Source organism: Streptomyces sp. NBC_00820 (assembly GCF_036347055.1).
Taxonomy (GTDB): Bacteria; Actinomycetota; Actinomycetes; order Streptomycetales; family Streptomycetaceae; genus Streptomyces.
The window spans coordinates 4,344,608-4,364,677 of sequence record NZ_CP108882.1 but is presented as its reverse complement, the minus strand read 5'-3'; the positions used below and the strand labels follow the sequence as shown (position 1 = coordinate 4,364,677).

Here is a 20,070-nt window from a genome sequence, read left to right as displayed (position 1 = left end):
GGTGATGTCGTACTGCCGGTCCCTCGGACCGTTCGGGCGAACCGCTCAGGCGGACCGCTCAGGCGGCCGTTCAGGCGGTGGTGGCCGGTGCCGGGCCGGTCCGGGCGACGCCGGCGCGGCGGCTCTGTGCCCAGCGGACGGCCGGTGCCATCGACAGGCCGCCGGCCAGGAACACCGCGCCGAGCACCAGCCAGCCGGGCGTGCCCCAGTCGATGAGGAGCAGGGTCAGCGAGAGCGGGCCGAACATCTGCACGGCGGCTATCCCGGTGTTGAACAGGCCCTGGTACTGGCCCTGCCGGTCGGCGGGAGCCAGTTCGTAGCCGATCAGCCAGGAGCCGGCCGACTGCACCATCTCGCCGTACACGTGCAGGGCCGCGGCGACCACCAGCACGGCCGTCGCCGTCACCGGACCGCGGCCCGAGGACAGGGCGAAGGCGGCACAGCAGCCGAGCAGGGCCACACCGGCCAGCCGGAACGCGCGGACGGCCGGCTCCAGAGCGTCGATCCGCTTGGTGACGGGCACCTGGAGGGCGACGACGGCGAGGGTGTTGCACAGCAGCAGCAGTGCCGTGAGCGAGTGGGGCGCGTCGGTGCGCAGCGCGATCCAGAGCGGGAGGACGACCTCCAGGATCGGGATGTGCAGCAGCATCACCATGTTGATCAGCGCGAGGACCGCGTACGGGGTGTCGCGCAGCACCGCGAGCCGTGGTTCGCCGGCCCGGCGTTCGGGCGAGCGGGGCACGGCGGGCAGGCGCAGGAAGAGCAGCCCGCACACGACGAAGCTCAGCGCGTTCACGGCGAAGGTGAGCTGGTAGGCGGCTCTGGTGTCCCACAGCAGGGCGAGACCGCCCAGCGCGGCGCCCAGGGACACACCCGCGTTGGTGACCACGCGGATCTTGGCGCGGACCCGGACGAGGCTCTCGCCGCTCAGCACGCCCGGGATCAGCGCCTGCCGCGCCGCGTGCGCGCCCCGCTCGAACAGGGCGTACAGGAAGGCGATCGTGACGAACGCGGGGTAGGAGTCGGTCGTGAGGTACGCGGCGGTGGCGAGGCCGGCCAGGATCAGGAGCGCCGCCGAGGTGCCGCGCGGTCCCCTGCGGTCGGCGAGGTGGCCGAGCGGGACTCCGGCGAACAGGCCCGCGACGCCGGCGATGCTGAGCCCGAGGCCGAGGCGCCCCGGCGAAAAGCCCGCGATCCGCACGAAGTAGAGCGCGGAGCAGGTCAGGAACGCACCGTTTCCGAGGGAGTTGGCGAGTGTGCCCAGGACCAGGGTGCGCGCGGGTCCTTCCTCGACGAAGGAGGCTTTCACGGGGTCTCCTTCTCGAAGCGGTCCCGGTAGAAGGCCCGCATGGCGGCGGTGATCTCGTCCGTGTTGCGGTGGCAGTCGGCGTGGGCGCCCTGGATGCGTTCCAGCCGCAGGAACGCGTCGTCGCGCCGGGCTAGGCGGTCCCGCTCGTCGGCCAGGATGTTCCGGCTCTCGGCGGCGGCCAGGACCAGGACCGGGATGCCGAGCCGTTCCAGCAGGTCCGGGAGGTGCCCGAAGTCGTAGGTCCAGCGCAGCAGGCTGCCCTCGGCCCACTCGTCCGCCACGTGCAGGTCGGGGTGGGCGTCGAAGGACTGGTCGATCACCACCAGGCTGCGCACCCGGGACGCGCCCCAGGTGACCGCGGAGACGGCCGCCACGAGCCCGCCGTACGAGTAGCCGACCAGGTGCAGGTCGCCCGGCAGGATGTCGCCGATGCGGTGCAGGTCGGCGGCGAAGTCCAGCACGGAGTAGCCCCAGGCGGGCTGGTGGCTGTCGCCGTGGGCGCGCAGGGAGGGGTAGACGGCGACCGAGTCCTGCGGGCACAGCGCGTCGCCGACCGGCCGCAACTGCCCCTTGTCCCCGCCGAACCCGTGCAGCAGGAGCATGCTGCCCGGTGCTCCGCCGGCTCCGGGAAGCCCGGGCGCGGCGTCGTAGTCGAGCAGTTCGACCCCGCCGGCGTCCTCCGCCAGCAGCGGCCGGGGAAGGACCGGCGCTGCCTCTCCGGCTTCCTGTCTGAAGGCCCTCATCGGACAAACCCCCCTTGAGAAATGGCCGGGGTGACGGCCCCCGTCAGACTCCCGACCGGTCGCCCGGTACGTCAACGCGTCCCCCCGTCCCCGGAACCGGGTACGTGACACCGGAAGGAACGGCCCCGTATACCTGCTGCGGACCGCGGTGGATTCCCGGTGGTCCGGTCTTCGTCAACCCGGCAGATCTGGAGGGGCCTTCCATGGGAGTGGAGCTCATACACCAGGCCGTCGCACACCGGGCCAGGACCGCGCCGCGGGCCCTCGCCGTGGTGGACGGCGCGATCCGCCTCGACTACGCGGACCTCGACGCGACGGCCGACGCGTGGGCGCGGCGACTGGCGGCCGCCGGGGCCGGCCCGGGCACGCTGGTCCCGGTGCTCCTGCCGCGTTCCGCCCGGCTCTACGTCGCCCTGCTCGCGGTGCTCAAGTGCGGTGCGGGCTACGCGGCACTGGACCCCCGGTGGCCGGCGGAGCGGATCGACGGAGTGCTGGCCCAGTTGAACGCTCCGGTGCTGGTGACCGACCTGCGGGAGTCGTCCGCGCGGCAGCCGGTGTGGCGCCCGCCGACCGGGCCGACGGGCGGGCCGACGGGCGGCGAGGGCGGTACCGCGGGCGACGGCTTCCCGGCGTACGACGGCCTTACCTTGGGCGACGGCTTCGCCTCGGACGACGGCTCCCCCGCGGGGGAGGCCTTCTCCGCAGACGCCAGCCGCCCCACGGACGACGGCTTCCTCGCGTACGACGGCCCGGCGGACGTGCCCGCCGCCGTCTTCTTCACCTCCGGCACCAGCGGCGCGCCGAAGGGAGTGGTGTCACCGCACGCGGCCACCACACGCCTGTTCGCGGCGGACGGCCCGCTCGCGTTCGGTCCGGGCACCGTGATGCTGCAGGCGGCCCCGGCGCCCTGGGACGCCTTCTCCCTCGAACTGTGGGGCGCTCTCACCACCGGCGGCACCTGTGTCACGGCCCGGGAGGACCATCTCCTCCCCGACACGCTGCGGCAGGCGATCGAGGACCACGGGGTCGGCACGGCGTGGCTGACGGCCTCCCTCTTCCACCTCTTCACCGAGATCGACCCCGACTGCTTCCAGGGCCTGGAGCGCCTCTACACCGGGGGCGAGAAGCTGTCGACCGCGCACGTCGGCTCCTTCCTCGCCCGGCATCCCGGAACCCGCCTGTTCAACGGGTACGGCCCGGTGGAGAGTTGTGTGTTCGCCACCGTCCACCCCGTCTCGGCGCGGGACTGCGAGGCGGAGCACGGCGTGCCCATCGGCCGTGAGGTGCCGGGGACCGCGGTGCACGTCCTCGACGCGGACGGCCGGCCCTGTCCGGCCGGCGTCGTCGGTGAACTGTGCGTCAGCGGGGGCGGCCTGGCCCGGGAGTACCTCGGCGACCCCGCGCTGACCGCCGCCCGCTTCCCGGAGCGGACGATCGGCGGCGCCTCCCTGCGCGTCTACCGCACCGGCGACCACGGCCTGCGCGACACCGACGGCGTCCTGCACTTCACCGGGCGCACCGACCGCCAGGTGAAGATCCGCGGCCACCGCATCGAGCCCGAGGAGATCGAGGCGCACGCGGCCGGTCTGCCCGGGATCGCGCACTGCGTGGCCGTACCCGTCCCCGGCCAACTGGGCACCTACGACCGTCTGGCGCTCTTCTACACCTCCACCGCCGACGACACGGAGGACTCCGTCCTGCTGCGCCGTTCGCTCGGCCGGCTGCTGCCCGGTCACGCGGTGCCGGACGTCGTCCAGCGGGTGGACCGGCTGCCGGTCACCGCCAACGGCAAGGTCGACCGCGCCCGGCTGCTGACCCTGCTGCCGGGGTGACCGCCACCGTCCCGGCGCCCCCGGTCCCGTCCCGGCGCCCCTGCGCCCGCCCCGCGCGCGGCCGCGGGGAACGCCGGTGGAGAACCCATGCCCCGCCCCAGAGAGGTGCTGTGCCATGCCCGTCATCACCCTCATGTCGCCCGACCCGAGCCCGGGGCGTCCCGCGCTGGCCCGGATCGCCAAGGCGGTCACCGGGCTGCTGCGGATCGCCGAGGAGCACTGCTGGGTGACCTGGCAGCGGCTCGACCCCGACGCGGCACACCGCCCGGAGTGGCTGCGGGCACCCTCGGGACCGTGCGCCCCCATCGGCTTCGTCACCTGCAAGGAGTCGTACCCCCAGGAGACGGTGGCCCAGCTGCTGCGGATGCTGCGCGACGAGCTGAGCACCCTGCTGAACGTGCCGGCCGAGGAGGTCTACCTCGCCGTGCACCGGGCCGTGGCCGGGGAGTTGCTGGTCCGGGGAGACGTCTGGGCGGGGGACGCGCCGGATCCGGCCGGAGTGGCCCCCTAGGACGCCGCACCGAGGGCCGGGACGTCGGTCGTCACAGACATCAGGCACCGGACATCAGACATCACGCATCAGAGACCAGGTATCAGAAACAAGAGACAAGAGACCAGAGACCAGAGACCAGGCATCAGAGACCAGACCCGTACGAGCGCGCCACTACCCCTGAGGAGCCCCGTGTCCCGTCGTCTGTTCACTTCGGAGTCCGTGACCGAAGGCCACCCCGACAAGATCGCCGACCAGATCAGCGACACCGTTCTCGACGCGCTGCTCAAGGAGGACCCGTCCTCGCGGGTCGCCGTGGAGACCCTCGTCACCACCGGACTGGTGCATGTCGCCGGAGAGGTGACGACCACCGCGTACGCCCCGATCGCCTCCCTGGTCCGGAGCAAGATCCTCCAGATCGGCTACGACAGCTCGCTCAAGGGCTTCGACGGCAACTCCTGCGGGATATCCGTGTCCATCGGCGCCCAGTCGCCCGACATCGCACAGGGTGTGGACAGCGCCTACGAGTCACGGACGGCCACGGACGCCGGCGGCCCGGCGGACGAACTGGACCGGCAGGGCGCGGGCGACCAGGGGCTGATGTTCGGGTACGCCTGTGACGAGACGCCCCAGCTCATGCCCCTGCCGATCACCCTGGCCCACCGGCTGGCCCACCGGCTCTCCGCGGTGCGCAAGGACGGCACGCTCCCCTACCTGCGGCCCGACGGCAAGACGCAGGTCACCGTCGAGTACGACGGCGACCGCCCGGTCCGCCTCGACACCGTGGTCGTCTCCACGCAGCACGCCGCCGGCACCGACCTCGGCTCCACCCTGGTGCCGGACATCCGCACGCACGTGGTCGAGCCGGAACTCGCCGCGCTCGGCATCGACACCGAGGGCTACCGCCTGCTGGTCAATCCCACCGGCCGCTTCGAGATCGGCGGCCCGATGGGCGACGCGGGACTCACCGGGCGCAAGATCATCATCGACACGTACGGCGGCATGGCCCGGCACGGGGGCGGCGCCTTCTCGGGCAAGGACCCCTCCAAGGTCGACCGCAGCGCCGCGTACGCCATGCGCTGGGTCGCCAAGACCATCGTGGCGGCCGGGCTGGCCCGGCGCGCCGAGGTGCAGGTGGCCTACGCGATCGGCAAGGCCGCGCCGGTCGGCCTCTTCGTGGAGACCTTCGGCACGGAGACCGTGTCCGTCGCGCGGATCCAGCACGCGGTGACCGAGGTCTTCGACCTGCGCCCGGCCGCCATCGTCCGCGACCTGGACCTCCTGCGCCCGATCTACGCCCAGACCGCCGCCTACGGCCACTTCGGCCGGGACCTGCCCGACTTCACCTGGGAGCGCACCGACCGCGCGGACCGCCTGCGGTCGGCGGCCGGGGTGGACTGAGCGGGCGGGGCGAGCGGGGTGAGCGGGGTGGGGCGAGCGGGGCGGACCGAGCGGTCGGCCCGGTGGTTCACACCCGGTTCGCCCCGGGCACGGACCGGCGGGTGCGCGAGCCGGCGTTCCAGTCGCCCTGGCCGAGCACGACCTCCGGGTCGAACATGACGATCACGCCGGCGAGGAGCAGGACGGTCATCGGGCCGGCGAGCATGATCAGGAGCAGGGAGAGCTGGCTCGTCCCCGCCGTGGAGACGGCGGGGCTGCCGGCGACGAGCTGGACGCTGACGGCGGACATGCCCGTGTAGTGCATGAGGGACACCGCGCCACCCATCACGAGGCTCGCGCCCAGGGTCGCCCAGACGGCGCTGATCGACACGGCGGCCCAGAGGGCGGCCGTCGCGGCGACGATCGCGATGACGACGGAGAGGGCGACGGTCGCCAGGTCGTAGCGCACGGTGCCACCGGTCCGCAGGGCGGCCATGCCGAGGTAGTGCATCGCGGCGACGCCCAGTCCGGTGAAGGTGCCCGCGGCACCCAGGGTGAGCGGGCCGGTGCCCCGGAAGCCGACCAGGAACACCCCCACGGCCACCACGACGATGGCGACCAGGAGGCTCAGGAGCGTCATCGAGGTGTCGTAACCGACCAGGGCGCCCTGGACGCTGAAGCCGATCATCGCGATGAAGTGCATGGTCCAGATGCCGCAGCCGATGGACACCGCGCCCAGCGTCAGCCACGCGAGCCCCCGTTCACCACGGACGTTGCGCAGGGAACGGGTCGTGCAGCGCAGGCCCAGGGCCGCGCCCAGAGTCGCCATCAGATAGGCGACTACCGGCGTGATCACGCCGTAGTGGAATTCGGACACGGTGGCGCTCATCGTCCACACCCTTCTTGCTGACGAACGGTGAAAACGCGCCATCTGGCTGAATATTTCCACTGCTTGATCGCATTGTATGCACAGTTCCTCCATATCCGACTCTGTGTCGATGACGGAGAAACGCCCGGCCCGGACACCGTCTTCGGTGTCCGGGCCGGGCGTGGTCGAGCGGGGTCGAGCAGGGTCGAGCGGGACCGGGTCGGGTCCCGACGGGTCGGGTCCCGACGGGTCAGGTCCCGACGGGTCAGGTCCTGACGGTGAAGTGGAGCCAGCCGCCCCAGGTGCTGGGGTTGGTGGTGTCCTTCGAGCTGTGCACGTACTCCGCGCGCACCCGGAACTTCTGGTTGACCGCGTTGGTGAGGGCCAGCTGCGCGACGGCGGTGCTCTTCGCGTCGAGCGTGAAGCAGCCCGAGGTGGTGAGCGTGTGCCAGGCCCCGCTGTAGTACTGCTGGAGCTGGAAGTGCGCGCACTGGCCGGCCTTGTTCGGCGACACGGTGGCGGTCACGAGCGGCTTCGCGGTGTGGTGGTAGACGCGGTAGGTGGTGCCGCTGTACGTGGTGCTCGTGTAGTAACCGCCCAGCGTCTCCGCGACCTTCGCCTGGTCGCTCACGGTGCGCGTGGCCGACGCCGGGGCGTAGCGGTAGTCACCCGCGAAGGACGCGGTGAACGTCGTGTTGTGGGTGAGCTTGTACGTGGCCGAGACGTTGCCCTTGCTGTCCACGGTGGCGGACTTGACCAGGGTCTTCTTGCCGCCGGCCGGCTGGGCGTAGATCGAGACCGTACGGCTGTTGTACGTCGTGCCCAGGTGGGCGGTGACGGTGGCCGTCGCGCCGTACGCGTACGTCGAGGCGTTGGTGGCGACGGACACGGTCGTCGCGGTGCGCGACACCTGGACGATCGCGGAGGCGGTGGCCGCCTCGTGCGAGGAGTCGCCCGCGTAGGCGACCGTGTAGGTGTTGGCGCCGCCGACGGACGGCGTGTCCTTGACGGTGACCGTGCCGTCGGAGGCGACGGGCACGGTCCACTTCGCGGGCGTGGTCGTGTGCGCCGCGTCCGTACGGGTCACGGTGACCGTCTCGCCGGCGCGGTACGGCCCGTCGCCCAGCTTGCCGCCGAAGCTCAGGGCGGCGGCGCGGGTGGCGGTCGCGGGGGCCTTGAGGGTGAGGGCCGGGGCGTACGGAGAGATCTGCACGGTGTAGTCGTTGGACGTCGGCCGACGCGTGGCGCCACCGGCGTACGACAGGTGGTAGGTGAACCGGCCTGCCTTGTCCGGGAAGTCGTGGACGGTGAACTCGGTGGTGGCCGGGTCGACCGTGACCGGCGCGAGCTGCGTGGTCTCCTGGGTGTCCTCGTCGGTCCTGGACACCTGGACGGTGGTGCCCTGGGGGAGGCCGCCGAGGTTCATCTCTGTCGTGAGCGAGCCGGTGAAGACCACGTCGTGCGGCGTCGCGGAGCTGAACTCCGGGAACGGGATGGAGGTGGACAGCTTCGCCACGCCCACCGTCAGCGAGGCCGTCGCGGGCTTGTGCGCCCCGTCACCGGCGTACGACACCTGGTAGGTGTACGAGCCCTCGTCCTGGCGGGTGTCGCTGACGGCGAACGAGCCGTCGGCGCCGACCGTGGCGTCGGGCAGCGCCGCACCGTCACGGGTGACCTGGAGCGCGGCGCCGGCCGGTACGAGCCCCTTGGTGCTCAGCGATCCGGTGACCGTGAACTGCTGGGTGGGAACCGCGTACGACGACTGCTTCAGGGACAGTTCGGTGTCGGTGAGCTTGGCGTCGCCGAGCACGTCGAGCGTGTAGGCACCCGACGCGTCCCGGGTGACGGCGTAGAGCGTGACGCCGTCGGCACCCCACGCCAGGCCGTCCCGGGCCACCGTCTCGGGCGCGATCGTGATGTGGTTCTCGGCGAGGTTCGACCCCGCGTAGACGTAGACGCCCGCGCCCGAGCCCGCCGTGCTGCCGGCGGCGATCGTCCCGTCGGTGTCGATCGCGAGGGCGTCCGGGCCGGAGTACACGCCGCCGGTGTAGTACCCGAAGGGGTCGTTGGCCGCTTCGAGGTCCGACGTGCGGTACGCGGCCACCATGTGCGGCTGCGGGACCAGCATCCTCGTGCCGTCGCGGGAGACCTGGACGCCGCCCGTCACGTCGCCGCCGAGGTTCGTGTCGGCCTTGGGGGACGCGGTCCCGGAGGAGACGTCGTAGGTGGCCAGGTGGGTCATGGAGGAGTGCGACTCCTCGGCCGCGAGCACCCCGCCGCCCGTGGCGAGCTGAGGGGCGGCCGCCCAGTTCGACATCTGGGGCTGCGGTGTCGCCGCCGGTTCGTCGGCGGAGGGGTCCACCGCGCCGATGGCGCCCTTTCCGTCGGCCGAGTACCCGTACCAGACCTTGCCGCCGGCCACGGCGACGGAGACCGGGGCGCTGCCGGTGCCGGTGTCGGTCCGGCCGGACTCGGTGAGCGTGGCCGTGTCGATGGCGGCGACCGCGTCACCGTCCGTCAGGGCGGCGTAGAGCGTGTGGCCGTCGGCGGACAGCGCCAGGCCGTCGGCGCCCTGCTCACCGTCGATGGTGGTGACGGGGTTGCCGGACAGGTCGGTCACCACGATGCTGCTCGTGCCGGCGCCCTGGCTGAAGAAGAGGTGCTGGTGTGCGGTGTCGACCGCCATGTGCGCGTAGTGCGACAGCGGCAGCGCGGCCGTGGTGGTGCCGTCGGCCCAGGCGGTGCCGGTGAGGCCGACGGTGGCGGTGGTCAGCCCGGTGACGACGGATATCGCCGCCACGAGCGAGACCTGCTTGAGGCGCATGGTGCTCCTGAGGAAAGGGGGGAACAGGCCGCCGGACGACAGCGCCTGCCGCTGAACAGGAACTTTGCCGTTGGGACTCCGGACATCCATACGACCCTCTCCACCTGTCTTTGGTTGTGCTGCCCGCATGTCTTTTCCGTCACCGCGCGAACTCCTTACGAAGTGGTGACCGGCGGTCCGTCGCACCGGGGGGCGGTCCCTCGCGGGCCTAGCGTGTCGGTATGCGTGTACTGGTCACCGGCGGCGCCGGGTTCATCGGGTCTCATGTCGTGGACGCGCTGCGGGCGCGCGGGCACGAGGCGGTCGTGTACGACGTCCGGGACGACCCGGCCGCCGACGTGCGCGACCCGGCGGCCGTCGCCCGCGCGCTCGCCGGTGTGGACGCCGTCTGCCATCAGGCGGCCATGGTGGGCCTCGGCAACGGGGTCGCCGACGCGGCCGAGTACGTCTCCCGCAACGACCTCGGCACCGCCGTCCTGCTCGCCGCGATGGCCGACGCGGGCGTGCCACGGCTGGTGCTGGCCGGGTCGATGGTGGTCTACGGGGAGGGCCGCTACGAGTGCCCCGCCCACGGTGTCGTACGCCCCGGCCCGCGCGCCGAGACCGACCTGCGGGCAGGCCGCTTCGACCCCCTCTGCCCGGTCTGCGGAACGGAGTTGGCGCCCGGACTGGTCGCCGAGGACGCCCCCGCCGACCCGCGCAACGTGTACGCCGCCACCAAGCTCGCCCAGGAACACCTGGCCGCCGCCTGGGCGCGCGCCACGCACGGCACGGCCGTCTCGCTGCGCTACCACAACGTGTACGGCCCCCGGATGCCCCGCGACACTCCGTACGCCGGTGTCGCCTCCTTCTTCCGCTCGGCCCTCGAACGCGGTGCGCCGCCGCGCGTGTTCGAGGACGGGGCCCAGCGGCGGGACTTCGTCCACGTACGGGACGTGGCCGCCGCCAACGTGACCGCGCTGACGTCCCCGGCACGCCCCGGCACCCTCACCGCGTACAACACCGGCAGCGGCGAGCCCCACACCGTGGGCGACCTGGCCCGCGCCCTGTCCGCCGCCTACGGTGGCCCCGACCCGGTGATCACCGGCGAGTACCGCCTGGGCGACGTCCGGCACATCACGGCGGACTCCTCCCGGCTGCGGGCGGAGCTGGGGTGGAAGCCGGAGATCGGGTTCGCCGAGGGGATGCGGGAGTTCGCGCGGGCTCGGTGAGCGGGCGGCTCCTCGGGACGGGTGTGGGACACGCCCCCGGACCTGATCCCCTACGCCTCCGCCGCCGGCAGGGTCACCTCGAAACGGCAGCCGCCGGGGATGTTCCGTACGGTCGCCCGGCCCCGGTGGGCCTCCACGATCCCCCGTACGATCGCCAGCCCCAGCCCCGCGCCCGCCGGAGGTGTCCGGGCGTCGGTGCCGCGCCAGCCGGTGTCGAAGACGCGGGGCAGGTCGTCCTCGGGGATGCCTCCGCAGCCGTCCGTCACCGACAACACGACGCCGTCGGGCGCCCGTTCGGCGGCGATGGCGACCGTGCCGTCGGCGGGGGTACGGCGGATGGCGTTCACCAGGAGATTGGCCAGGACCCGGCTCATCTCCTTGCCGTCCACCTCGACCGGCACCGGCTCCACGCCGTCCCCGACCAGCCGTACACCGTGCTCGCGGGCGAGTGGTCCGACCCCCGCGAGGACGTCGCCGACCAGGTCGTAGAGCGAGATCCGGGCAGGGCTGAGGGGGAGCGTTCCGGCGTGGATGCGGGAGAGTTCGAAGAGATCGCCGACCATGCCGTTGAGGCGTTCCACCTCGGCGCGGATCTGCCTGAGGTAGCGGGCGGGGTCGGCGGCCACACCGTCCTCCAGCGCCTCCGACATGGCGCGCAGGCCGGCGAGCGGGGTGCGCAGGTCGTGCGAGATCCAGGCGACGAGTTCACGCCGGGACGCCTCCAGGGCGCGCTCCCGCTCCCGCGAGGCGGCCAGTCTGGCGCTTGTCGCCGCCAACTCGCGGCTGAGGGCGTCGAGTTCGGCGGTGGCCGGCACGGCGGGCGCGGCGAAGGCGCCGCCGTCGCCGAAATGCCGGGCGGCGTCGGTGAGTTCGCGGCTGCGCGCGACGACCCAGCGGCCGAGCAGGAGCGCCGTGAGCAGCGAGACCGCGGCCGCCATGGCGACGACCGTGGTGACGACCCGCAGGTCGTGCGCGGACAGGAACATCGCCTGCGCCACCGCCATGGTCCCGGCGAGCATGGCCACCACCCCGACGGCGGCCACCACGGCGAGCGACGCGGTCAGCGAACGCCGCCGGATCACCCGCAGCACCCCGGCCCCCACGAGCCCGGTGGCGGCGGCTCCGAGGAAGGCGTAGAGCGCGATGAGAAGGGTGTCACGCATGTGGCCCCCGCCCCTTCCGTTCGGGCCCGGCGGGCGGGTGGGGGGCGGTGGGGTCGGTGGGGTCGGCGACTCCGGCGGGTCCGGCGACCCCGGCGGGCGCATCAGGCCCCACGGATTCAGCGGGCTCAACGGGGCCGATAGGCCCGGCAGAACCGGCGGCTCCAGCGGACTCACCGGTCCCCACGGGCTCCGCCGAAGCCTCGTGGCCGGCGGGAACGGCGGGTCCAGCGGACGTAGCGGTACCCGCAGGCGTGTCGAGTCCGCCCGGTCCTGCGGGCTCACCGGGGCCCACCGGTCCACCGGGTGCACCCGGCCCCGCAGGGCTCGCGGGACTCGCAGGGCTCCCGGGCGTGTCGGGGCTGCGTGGACTGTCAGGAGTGTTCGGGTCGAAGCGGTAGCCGACGCCCCATACGGTCTGGATGAAGCGGGGGCGGGCGGGGTCGTCCTCGACCTTGCCGCGCAGGCGGCGGACATGGACCGTCACGGTCGACAGGTCGCCGAAGTCCCAGCCCCACACCTCCCGCATCAGCTCCTCCCTGCCGAAGGCCCGGCCCGGATGACGCAGGAAGAAGGCGAGCAGGTCGAACTCGCGGAGCGTGAGGGCGAGTTCGCTGCCGTTTTTGGTGGCCCGCCGGGCGGCCGGATCGACGGTGAGGCCGGCCGCGCCGAACGGCCCCGCGGGGACACGGGGGCCGCCGGGGCCGTCGGGGCCCGCGGTGGCGGGGGGCCGGACGCGGCGCAGCACCGACTCCACCCGCAGCACCAGCTCGCGCGGGCTGAACGGCTTGGTCACGTAGTCGTCGGCGCCCACCTCCAGGCCGAGGACGCGGTCCTCCTCGTCGCCGCGGGCGGTGAGCATGACGACCGGCACCGGCCCGTGCGCGGCACGCAGCCGCCGGCACACCTGAAGGCCGTCCATGCCGGGCAGCATCAGGTCCAGCACCACCAGGTCCGGCCGGTGCGCGGCGGCGCGGGCGAGCGCGGCCGGGCCGTCGGCGGCCCCGTCCACGGCGAAGCCGGCGCGGTCCAGATAGCCGGCGACGACCTCGGCGACGGTCGGGTCGTCGTCGACGACGAGGATCCGGCCCCGGGATCCCGGTCCCGGGGGTGCGCCGGGGTCCGGTCCGGCCTGCGGTGACGCGTACGGCTGCTGCATGTCTTCCACCCTCGCACCGCGCCGCCGCCGAGGCTCCCGCGCCCGCCCGACGTCCGCGTTTCGTAAGGAGCCGAAGCCCGCTTTGTCATGGTTCGGCTTCGTAGGGTGAACGCCGTGACTTCCACCCCACCCCCCGCCGCCGCCGGCGTCGACGTCGTGCTTCCCTGCCTCGACGAGGCCGAGGCGCTGCCCTGGGTCCTCGCGCGCATCCCGGCCGGCTGGCGTGCCCTCGTCGTGGACAACGGCTCCACCGACGGCTCCGCCGAGCTGGCCCGTTCCCTCGGCGCGACCGTCGTGACCGAGGAACGGCGCGGGTTCGGCGCGGCCTGCCACGCGGGGCTGCTCGCGGCGACCGCCGACGTGGTCTGCTTCTGCGACTGCGACGCCTCCCTCGACCCCGGTGAACTGGTCCCCTTCGTCCGCGAGATCCGCGCCGGCGAGGCCGACCTGGTGCTCGGCAGGCGCCGCCCGCAACGGCCGCCGGAGTCCGCCCGGTCCCCCCGGTCCCGGCGCCCCGGCGGAAGCTGGCCGCTCCACGCCCGCGCCGCCAACATCGCGCTCTCCGTGCTGCTGCGCCGCCGCACCGGACTGCGCCTGCACGACCTCGGCCCCCTGCGCGCCGCCCGCCGCGAGCCGCTGCTCGCCCTCGGTCTGACCGACCGGCGCAGCGGCTACCCGCTGCAGATGGTGGTCCGCGCGGCCGACACCGGCTGGCGTGTCACCGAGCACGACGTCCCCTACCTCCCCCGCACCGGCGCCTCCAAGGTCACGGGCACCTGGCGCGGCACCTGGCAGGCGGTACGGGACATGAGCCGCGTCCTGAACGAGGGTCCGGAGCGGGAGGAGACACGATGACCACCCTTCTCGTCATCGCCAAGGAGCCCCGGCCCGGCCGGGTCAAGACCAGGCTCACGCCCCCCTTCTCACCGGAACAGGCCGCCGCGCTCGCCGAGGCGTCGCTCGCCGACACGCTGCGGGTGGTGGCGGCCACGCCGGCCAAGCGGCGCGTGCTCGTGCTGGACGGCCGGCCCGGCCCCTGGCTGCCGCCCGGCTTCGACGTCGTACCGCAGTGCGCGGGAGGGCTCGACGTCCGGCTCGCCGACGCCTTCGCCCGCTGCTCCGGCCCCGCCCTGCTCATCGGCATGGACACCCCGCAGGTCACCCCGGACCTGCTCACCGTGGACTTCACCGGCTGCGACGCCTGGTTCGGGCCCGCCGAGGACGGCGGCTTCTGGGCGCTGGGCCTGAACCGGCCCGACCCCGCGCTGTTGCGGGGCGTCCCGATGTCCTCGCCGCAGACCGGGGCCCTGCAACGGCGGCGGCTGGTGGGCGCCGGACTGCGGGTACGGGACCTGCCCCGCCTGCGGGACGTCGACACCGCGGCCGACGCCCGTGCCGTGGCCGCCCTCGTCCCGCACGGCACGTTCGCCGCGCGGCTCGCGGACTGTACGGGGGCCCGATGAGCGCCACGGCGACCGCGCCCGCCTGGGCCGCCTCCGACCCCTACGCCACCGCCCTGCGCACCGGCCGGGGCCCGCTGTTCCTGCGCCGCGCCGACGGCTGGCTGCTGCCGCTGGAGGTGGAGCGGTGGTGCGCCGGCGCGGACGCGGTGGACCGTGCGGTCCTCGACCGCTGCGAGGGCACGGTGCTCGACGTCGGCTGCGGACCGGGCCGGCTGGTCGCGGAGCTGGCCGCCCGGGGCCGTACGGTCCTCGGCGTCGACATCAGCGAGGCCGCCGTCGCCCGTACGCACGCCCTCGGGGGCCGCGCGCTGCGCCGCTCGGTCTTCGAGCCGCTGCCCGGCGAGGGCCGCTGGGGCACGGTGCTGCTCATGGACGGCAACATCGGCATCGGCGGCGATCCGGGCGCCCTGCTCCGCCGGATGACGCAACTCCTCTCGCCCGGCGGCCTGTTGATCGCGGAGACCGCCGCGCCGGACGTCGACGAGCGCGCCCGGGTGCAGGTGGTCGACGGCGCCGGGAACGGCCCGGCCGCACCCGAACCCGAGCACCCTGAACACCACGCGCACCTTGAGCATCCCGCGCATCCCGCGCAACAGGACGCTCCCGGCTCCCTCTTCCCCTGGGCACGCGTCGGCACCCCCGCGCTGCTCCGGCTCGCGGACCGTGCCGGCTGGCGCGCGCACGCTCAGTGGGCCGCCGGCGGGCGCCGTTTCGTCGCCCTGCGCACCCGCACCACCAGCAGCAGCGCCGAGCAGCCGAAGAGTACGGCGCTGATCAGCAGCCAGCGGGCGAGGAAGACGTCGGCCGACTGACCGGTGGCGGCGCGGTAGCGCGGGCCCACCAGGTCCAGGATCAGCGGGAACCACACGAGCAGCAGCAGCCCGGACAGCACGACGGGCACCCGCACGTACGGCACCCGGTCCCGCCGTCCGGCCGCGCCGAGACCGCCCACGAGGGCGCGGTCCAGCCCGGAGTACAGCGGCACCAGCACGAGGTCGTGCAGCAGCGCGGCCCCCACGAACCACACCAGCACGCCCAGCCAGTCACCGGCCAGCAGCCGTACCCCCGCGTACCCGGCGAGGGCGAACGAGGCGGCGAGCAGCAGCAGTTGCAAGGGGCTGCCGACCGGAACACGCGGTCTCATCACAGGTCTCCGAAGGTCAGCCGGGCCACCCACTTGGTGTTGAGCACGCCGGGTGCCGCGGGCACGATGACCCGGGCGGGATAGCCGTGGTCGGGGGACAGTTCCTCGCCGTTGACGTACAGGGCGAGCAGGGAACGCGGGTCGGCCACCTGGTTGGCGCGCAGGGCCGCGCGCCGGAAGGCGCCGTGCCGTTGCAGGGACTCCACGAACACGTCCGGCGGATCGCCGTCGTACCCGACGAGCGCCGCGAGATCGCTCAGCCGCACCCCGCGCCACCACTGGTCGGCGGTCGACCAGCCCTCGACGCAGGCGATGGGGAGGGAGGAGCTGCGCAGCGGCAGGGCGAGCAGTTCGGCACGGCCGAGCCGGACGGTCCCCGTGCGTCCGGTGACGACGAGCCGCCACGCGTCGGGATCCGTGTCGGCGTGCGTGATCCCGGCGTACGCGGCCGTCTTGTTGATCTGGAAGCCGTTCGGTCCGCCGTCCGGATCGGGGCCGCCGTGCGGCGCGAGCAGGGCGGTACGGCGGAAGGGCCCGCCCAGGCTCTGCCCGACGACCGACACGAACAGCAGCAGCGAGCCGCCGCCGACCAGCCACAGCGCACCGCGCCGGGAGACGGTGGGCGGGTGGGGGCTGGGAGCGGCCAGGTCGTCGGAGCTCACGGAAGCCGGTCCCGGGACACCCCCGGCCGCACTCCCCGTACGACCGTCACCCGCGTTCCCCGTACGGCCGTCACCCGCGCTCCCCGTACGGCCGTCACCCGCATGGCCGTCGCCCGAGTTCCCCTCGCCGCCTTCGTCCGTACGGCCTTCGCCCGCGTTCCCCTCGCCGCCGTCACCCGCGCCGCCGTCACCCCCTCTCCCGCGCCCCCGCACGGTGCGTACCGCCGCCGGTGCCTTCAGCGCGGCGTGGGCCACGAAGGCGGAGAAGAAGACCCAGGCGCCGTAGAAGTGCAGCGGGTAGAAGGAGCCCGGGAAGACGTAGTTCAGCTGGATGTTGAAGATCCCGGTGGTGAACTCGAACAGTCCGCCGCCGACCAGGAGCAACAGCGAGACGCGTTCCAGCGCGTGCGCGAGGGAGCGGGCCGGCGGCAGCGCGAACAGCTTCGGCACCACCGACCACAGCTTGGCCAGCAGGACCGGGACCAGGGTGACGCCGAGGGTGACGTGGACGCCCTGGCTGAGCCGGTACAGCCACGACGGTCCGGCCGGCCAGTCGAAGAGGTAGAAGCCGAGGATCCCCTTGTCCGGGGTGGTGTCGTTCACCGGGGACAGGTCCGGGTTGTAGGCGGCGTACGACACCAGGCCGGTCACGAACATCACGGTGATCCCGGCGAGGAGGACCAGGCCGAGCACCGACGTGAACCAGGTGCCGCGCACGGGGCTGCGCCAGAACGCGGGTGAGGTGGGAAGCCGAGGTTGGTCGCGCATGCCCCGACGGTAGGGCGCGGGGGGCTCGGAAAAGAGCACGTGACCCATGACGAAACGCTGACATCGGCCCCGTACGGAGGCTTTCCCGTGCCCGCGCGGCCTAGCGTGCCGGTGTGACCCCCCGCCACCCCGCTCCCGCCCACCCGCACCGTGCGCCGGACGCCCCCGGCACGCCCGCCTCCACCCGCGCGCCCCTGCTCCGCGACCTGGCCGCCGCCGTGGCCGCCGCCCTGCTCGTGACGGCGGCCGTGCTGGTCGGCCGGCACATCCAGGACACGCGCCACACCCTGTTCGTGCACTGGCCGCCCGTGCTGGCCGAGTGGGACCCGCACGTCGGCCCGGGCACCCCGGCCGCCGTGCTCCTCGCGGTGGCCACGGTCGTCTGGGGCCCGCGGCTGGCCGACCGGCTGCCCTGGCGTCTTCTGCCCCTGACGGCGTGGGCGGCGTCCACCGCGTGGGTCGTCTCCCTCGCCCTGGTCGACGGCTGGCACCGGGGCATCGCGGGCCGCCTCACGACACGCGAGGAGTACCTGCGGGTGACCGGCCGCTTCCACGACATCCCGGCCGCCCTGCGCGACTTCACCCAGCACATCGTCGCCGGCACGCCGTCCCCCTGGCCGGCCCATGTCGCGGGCCATCCGCCGGGCGCCACGCTCACCTTCGTGCTGCTGGACCGGATCGGGCTGCGGGGCGGCGGCTGGGCCGGGATGTGGTGCGTGGTGCTCGGCGCCTCCGCCTGCGCGGCCGTACTGATCGCGCTGCGCGCGCTGACGGACGAGTCCCTGGCCCGCCGGGCCGCCCCCTTCCTGGTCCTGGCCCCGGCCGCGGTCTGGCTCGGCACCTCGGCGGACGCGTACTTCGCGGCGGCGGCCGCCTGGGCCCTGGCCCTCCTCGCCCTGGCGGTCACCACCCGTTCCCCCGCCCGGGCGGCGGCCTCCGGCCTCCTCTTCGGCCTGACCTGCTACCTCTCCTACGGCCTCACGCTCATCGCCCTGATCGGCGCGACGGTCCTCCTCCTCGGCAGAAGGGGCGTCCGCCCGGCCCTCCTCGCCGCTCTCCTCGCCGGACTGGCCGTCGTCCCGGTGGCGTTCACACTCGCCGGGTTCGACTGGTGGACGGCGTACCACCTCCTGGTCACCCGCTACTACCAGGGCGTCGGCGGCGTCCGCCCCTACGGCTACTGGGTCTGGGCCAACCTCGCCTGCGCGGTCCTGATCACCGGACCGGCCACCGCTGCCGGACTCCGCCGCGCCGCCACCGCCCTGACCCCCCGGACGCCGACCGCCGACCGGCGGCTCGCCGTCCTCGTCGCGGCCGCCCTGCTGGCCCTCCTCGTCGCCGACCTGTCCGGCATGAGCAAGGCCGAGACGGAACGCATCTGGCTCCCCTTCGCCGTGTGGCTCCTGCCCGCCTGCGCGTATCTGCCCCGCCCGCGGGCCTGGCTCACCGCGCAGGCGGTACTGGCTCTGCTCCTCAACCACCTGCTGCTGACCGGCTGGTGAGCGGGCGGCTGGCGAGCGGGCGGCGACCGGCGCACGCACGCACCAACCGCCGCACGCACGCACCGACCGCCGCACGCATCGGCCGCTACACGTTCTTCTGGTCCGGGTCCACCGTCCGCATGGGCCGCGCCCCTCGCCCGGGTTCCGGCAACTCTCCCAGCTCGGCGCGGACTTGGAGGACGTCGCCGATGAAGAGGTCGTAGACCAGGATGCCGACGATGCCGCCGATGAAGGGACCGACGATGGGGACCCACCAGAAGTCGTGGAAGTACCCCGCCGAGTTGCCCGGGAAGGCCAGGCTCCCCCAGCCGGCCACCCAGGTGAACACGCGCGGGCCGAAGTCGCGGGCGGGGTTGATGGCGTAGCCCGCGTTGGCGCCGTAGGACATGCCGATGGCGGCGACGGCGAAACCCACCATCAGCGGGCCGAGGTTGGCCTTCACGGCCTGGTTGCGCAGGTCGAGGACTGCCACCACGAACATGACGAGGAAGGCGGCGCCGACGATCTGGTCGATCAGCGGGCCCCAGATTCCGCCGTGGAAGTAGTCCGCCGGGAAGGTGGCGAAGATCGAGAAGGTGGAGAGCGTGTGCCCGTCCACCTTGGGCCCCTTGACGGCCGCGTCGAAGGTGTCGATCGCGTTGTGGTAGACGAGGTAGACCAGCGCGGCGCCGACGAACGCGCCCGCGACCTGGGCGCACCAGAACGGCACCACCTTGATCCAGGGGAACCCGCGGCGCACGGCCATGGCCAGGGTGACGGCGGGGTTCAGATGGGCGCCGCTGACGCCGCCGGCCACGTAGATGCCGAAGACCACGGCGAAGGCCCAGCCCCAGGCGATCAGCAGCCAGTCACCGGCCGCGAGGAAGACCGTCGTGGTGGTGGCGGCACGGCCGGAGCTGGGCAGCGCGGCCACCGCCATCGCGACCACGCCGCACCCGAAGGAGATGAGGACGAAGGTCCCGAGAAACTCCGCCATGCACTCGCCCACCAGACCGCCCCGGTGCTTGAACCGGGACGGTTTGACGAGCGGATGGATCTCGACAGCCATGCGGGCCCCCTTGAAGAGGAGCGAAACGGCCAACATCGCCATCTTGTCCCACAAACGGTCACCCCGCAGGGCGGCAACCGCCGTCCGGGGTAACCGCCGTCCGGGGTAACCGCCGTCGCCGTCAGGGGACCGACTGTCAGAGACCCGCTCCGTCAGAGACCCGCGGCCCCTACCCGACGAACTCGGCCGCCGTGTCCGCCGCTTCCGGCGCGTCCGCACGCGCGTCCGTGGCGATCCGCTCCATCTGCACGGCCGTCACGGCCCGTACGACGCAGGCGCCGGCGACGGCCGCCCCGATGACGACGGCGTCGGACATCAGCAGGGGCCATATCTCCCCGTAGGCACGGGCGATGACCTGGTCGGTGGTGACACCGCGGGCGAGTCCGACTCCCCCGGCGATCCCTCCGGTCACCCCTCCGATCAGCCAGAGCACCCACCACACGTTGACCGAGACGGGCAGCTTCCGGCCCGGGACGGTGCACCGGTAGGCGTCGGCGACGATGCCGC

General features: G+C 73.6%; 16 protein-coding genes and 1 pseudogene. 8 read left to right on the top strand and 9 right to left on the bottom strand.

Annotation, left to right across the window (positions count from 1 at the left end):
* Positions 1-70: 70 nt before the first annotated feature.
* Entirely contained in the window at positions 71-1,309 is a 1,239-nt protein-coding gene (locus OIB37_RS19750) for an MFS transporter (protein WP_330458930.1), read from the bottom strand.
* Positions 1,306-2,052 carry an alpha/beta fold hydrolase gene (locus tag OIB37_RS19745; RefSeq protein WP_330458929.1) on the bottom strand — a complete coding sequence of 249 codons (747 nt, stop codon included), beginning with the start codon at positions 2,050-2,052 and terminating at the stop codon, positions 1,306-1,308. The genes OIB37_RS19750 and OIB37_RS19745 overlap by 4 nt, the downstream gene beginning before the upstream one ends.
* Before the next feature lie 203 nt (positions 2,053-2,255).
* On the opposite strand from OIB37_RS19745, the gene OIB37_RS19740 reads away from it, so the two are divergent.
* The 3 genes from OIB37_RS19740 to metK all read left to right on the top strand — a co-directional run bounded on the left by OIB37_RS19740 (position 2,256) and on the right by metK (position 5,775).
* The gene (locus OIB37_RS19740; protein ID WP_330458928.1) at positions 2,256-3,884 is read left to right on the top strand and encodes an AMP-binding protein; all 1,629 of its coding nucleotides are present in this window, start codon (positions 2,256-2,258) and stop codon (positions 3,882-3,884) included.
* A 115-nt stretch (positions 3,885-3,999) separates the two neighbouring features.
* Positions 4,000-4,395, top strand: a complete 396-nt coding sequence (locus OIB37_RS19735; RefSeq protein WP_330458927.1) for a hypothetical protein — start codon at positions 4,000-4,002, stop codon at positions 4,393-4,395.
* Positions 4,396-4,566: 171 nt separating this feature from the next.
* Positions 4,567-5,775, top strand: a complete 1,209-nt coding sequence (gene metK, locus OIB37_RS19730) for a methionine adenosyltransferase (RefSeq protein WP_330458926.1) — start codon at positions 4,567-4,569, stop codon at positions 5,773-5,775.
* Between the two features lie 67 nt (positions 5,776-5,842).
* Here metK and OIB37_RS19725 read toward each other — a convergent pair whose 3' ends face one another.
* On the bottom strand, positions 5,843-6,643 hold the full coding sequence (locus OIB37_RS19725; RefSeq protein ID WP_330458925.1) for an MHYT domain-containing protein: 801 nt from the start codon (positions 6,641-6,643) through the stop codon (positions 5,843-5,845).
* A gap of 244 nt (positions 6,644-6,887) precedes the next feature.
* Complete coding sequence (locus tag OIB37_RS19720; RefSeq protein ID WP_330458924.1) at positions 6,888-9,446, bottom strand: hypothetical protein; 2,559 nt, start codon at positions 9,444-9,446, stop codon at positions 6,888-6,890.
* Positions 9,447-9,667: 221 nt separating this feature from the next.
* Here OIB37_RS19720 and OIB37_RS19715 point away from each other — a divergent pair, with 221 nt between their 5' ends.
* Positions 9,668-10,657 carry an NAD-dependent epimerase/dehydratase family protein gene (locus OIB37_RS19715; RefSeq protein ID WP_330458923.1) on the top strand — a complete coding sequence of 330 codons (990 nt, stop codon included), beginning with the start codon at positions 9,668-9,670 and terminating at the stop codon, positions 10,655-10,657.
* A gap of 50 nt (positions 10,658-10,707) precedes the next feature.
* On the opposite strand, the gene OIB37_RS19710 is transcribed toward OIB37_RS19715, so the two are convergent.
* Together OIB37_RS19710 and OIB37_RS19705 are read right to left on the bottom strand one after the other, a co-directional pair.
* Complete coding sequence (locus OIB37_RS19710) at positions 10,708-11,820, bottom strand: sensor histidine kinase (RefSeq protein WP_330458922.1); 1,113 nt, start codon at positions 11,818-11,820, stop codon at positions 10,708-10,710.
* Positions 11,821-12,202: 382 nt separating this feature from the next.
* Positions 12,203-12,976, bottom strand: a pseudogene (locus OIB37_RS19705) (response regulator transcription factor); the annotation flags it as partial.
* Between the two features lie 87 nt (positions 12,977-13,063).
* Between OIB37_RS19705 and OIB37_RS19700 the strand changes: the two are divergent.
* From OIB37_RS19700 to OIB37_RS19690, 3 genes are read left to right on the top strand one after another with little or no spacing between them, the layout of a single operon-like run.
* On the top strand, positions 13,064-13,831 hold the full coding sequence (locus tag OIB37_RS19700) for a glycosyltransferase family 2 protein (protein WP_330458921.1): 768 nt from the start codon (positions 13,064-13,066) through the stop codon (positions 13,829-13,831).
* Positions 13,828-14,439: a TIGR04282 family arsenosugar biosynthesis glycosyltransferase gene (locus OIB37_RS19695; RefSeq protein ID WP_330458920.1), complete on the top strand. Its 612-nt coding sequence runs from the start codon at positions 13,828-13,830 to the stop codon at positions 14,437-14,439. Before OIB37_RS19700 ends, OIB37_RS19695 begins: the two co-directional genes overlap by 4 nt.
* Positions 14,436-15,251: a class I SAM-dependent methyltransferase gene (locus OIB37_RS19690; protein ID WP_330458919.1), complete on the top strand. Its 816-nt coding sequence runs from the start codon at positions 14,436-14,438 to the stop codon at positions 15,249-15,251. The genes OIB37_RS19695 and OIB37_RS19690 overlap by 4 nt, the downstream gene beginning before the upstream one ends.
* Positions 15,252-15,582: 331 nt before the next feature.
* Here OIB37_RS19690 and OIB37_RS19685 read toward each other — a convergent pair whose 3' ends face one another.
* Positions 15,583-17,013 carry a molybdopterin-dependent oxidoreductase gene (locus tag OIB37_RS19685; RefSeq protein WP_330458918.1) on the bottom strand — a complete coding sequence of 477 codons (1,431 nt, stop codon included), beginning with the start codon at positions 17,011-17,013 and terminating at the stop codon, positions 15,583-15,585.
* Positions 17,014-17,126: 113 nt separating this feature from the next.
* On the opposite strand from OIB37_RS19685, the gene OIB37_RS19680 reads away from it, so the two are divergent.
* A complete protein-coding gene (locus OIB37_RS19680; RefSeq protein WP_443058177.1) occupies positions 17,127-18,515 on the top strand; it encodes a hypothetical protein in 1,389 nt (462 codons plus the stop codon).
* A gap of 85 nt (positions 18,516-18,600) precedes the next feature.
* Here the strand turns inward: OIB37_RS19680 and OIB37_RS19675 are convergent, their stop codons facing one another.
* Together OIB37_RS19675 and OIB37_RS19670 are read right to left on the bottom strand one after the other, a co-directional pair.
* Entirely contained in the window at positions 18,601-19,563 is a 963-nt protein-coding gene (locus tag OIB37_RS19675) for an MIP/aquaporin family protein (RefSeq protein ID WP_330458917.1), read from the bottom strand.
* A 169-nt stretch (positions 19,564-19,732) separates the two neighbouring features.
* Positions 19,733-19,996, bottom strand: a complete 264-nt coding sequence (locus OIB37_RS19670) for a hypothetical protein (RefSeq protein WP_330458916.1) — start codon at positions 19,994-19,996, stop codon at positions 19,733-19,735.
* Positions 19,997-20,070: the final 74 nt, after the last annotated feature.

Coding starts and splice junctions, on each gene's coding strand:
- OIB37_RS19710 (WP_330458922.1), bottom strand. CDS start 11,820: ATGCGTGACACCCTTCTCATCGCGCTCTACGCCTTCCTCGGAGCCGCC.
- OIB37_RS19745 (WP_330458929.1), bottom strand. CDS start 2,052: ATGAGGGCCTTCAGACAGGAAGCCGGAGAGGCAGCGCCGGTCCTTCCC.
- OIB37_RS19690 (WP_330458919.1), top strand. CDS start 14,436: ATGAGCGCCACGGCGACCGCGCCCGCCTGGGCCGCCTCCGACCCCTAC.
- OIB37_RS19720 (WP_330458924.1), bottom strand. CDS start 9,446: ATGCGCCTCAAGCAGGTCTCGCTCGTGGCGGCGATATCCGTCGTCACC.
- OIB37_RS19685 (WP_330458918.1), bottom strand. CDS start 17,013: ATGCGCGACCAACCTCGGCTTCCCACCTCACCCGCGTTCTGGCGCAGC.
- OIB37_RS19735 (WP_330458927.1), top strand. CDS start 4,000: ATGCCCGTCATCACCCTCATGTCGCCCGACCCGAGCCCGGGGCGTCCC.
- OIB37_RS19715 (WP_330458923.1), top strand. CDS start 9,668: ATGCGTGTACTGGTCACCGGCGGCGCCGGGTTCATCGGGTCTCATGTC.
- OIB37_RS19700 (WP_330458921.1), top strand. CDS start 13,064: ATGGTTCGGCTTCGTAGGGTGAACGCCGTGACTTCCACCCCACCCCCC.
- OIB37_RS19725 (WP_330458925.1), bottom strand. CDS start 6,643: ATGAGCGCCACCGTGTCCGAATTCCACTACGGCGTGATCACGCCGGTA.
- OIB37_RS19740 (WP_330458928.1), top strand. CDS start 2,256: ATGGGAGTGGAGCTCATACACCAGGCCGTCGCACACCGGGCCAGGACC.
- OIB37_RS19695 (WP_330458920.1), top strand. CDS start 13,828: ATGACCACCCTTCTCGTCATCGCCAAGGAGCCCCGGCCCGGCCGGGTC.
- OIB37_RS19675 (WP_330458917.1), bottom strand. CDS start 19,563: ATGGCTGTCGAGATCCATCCGCTCGTCAAACCGTCCCGGTTCAAGCAC.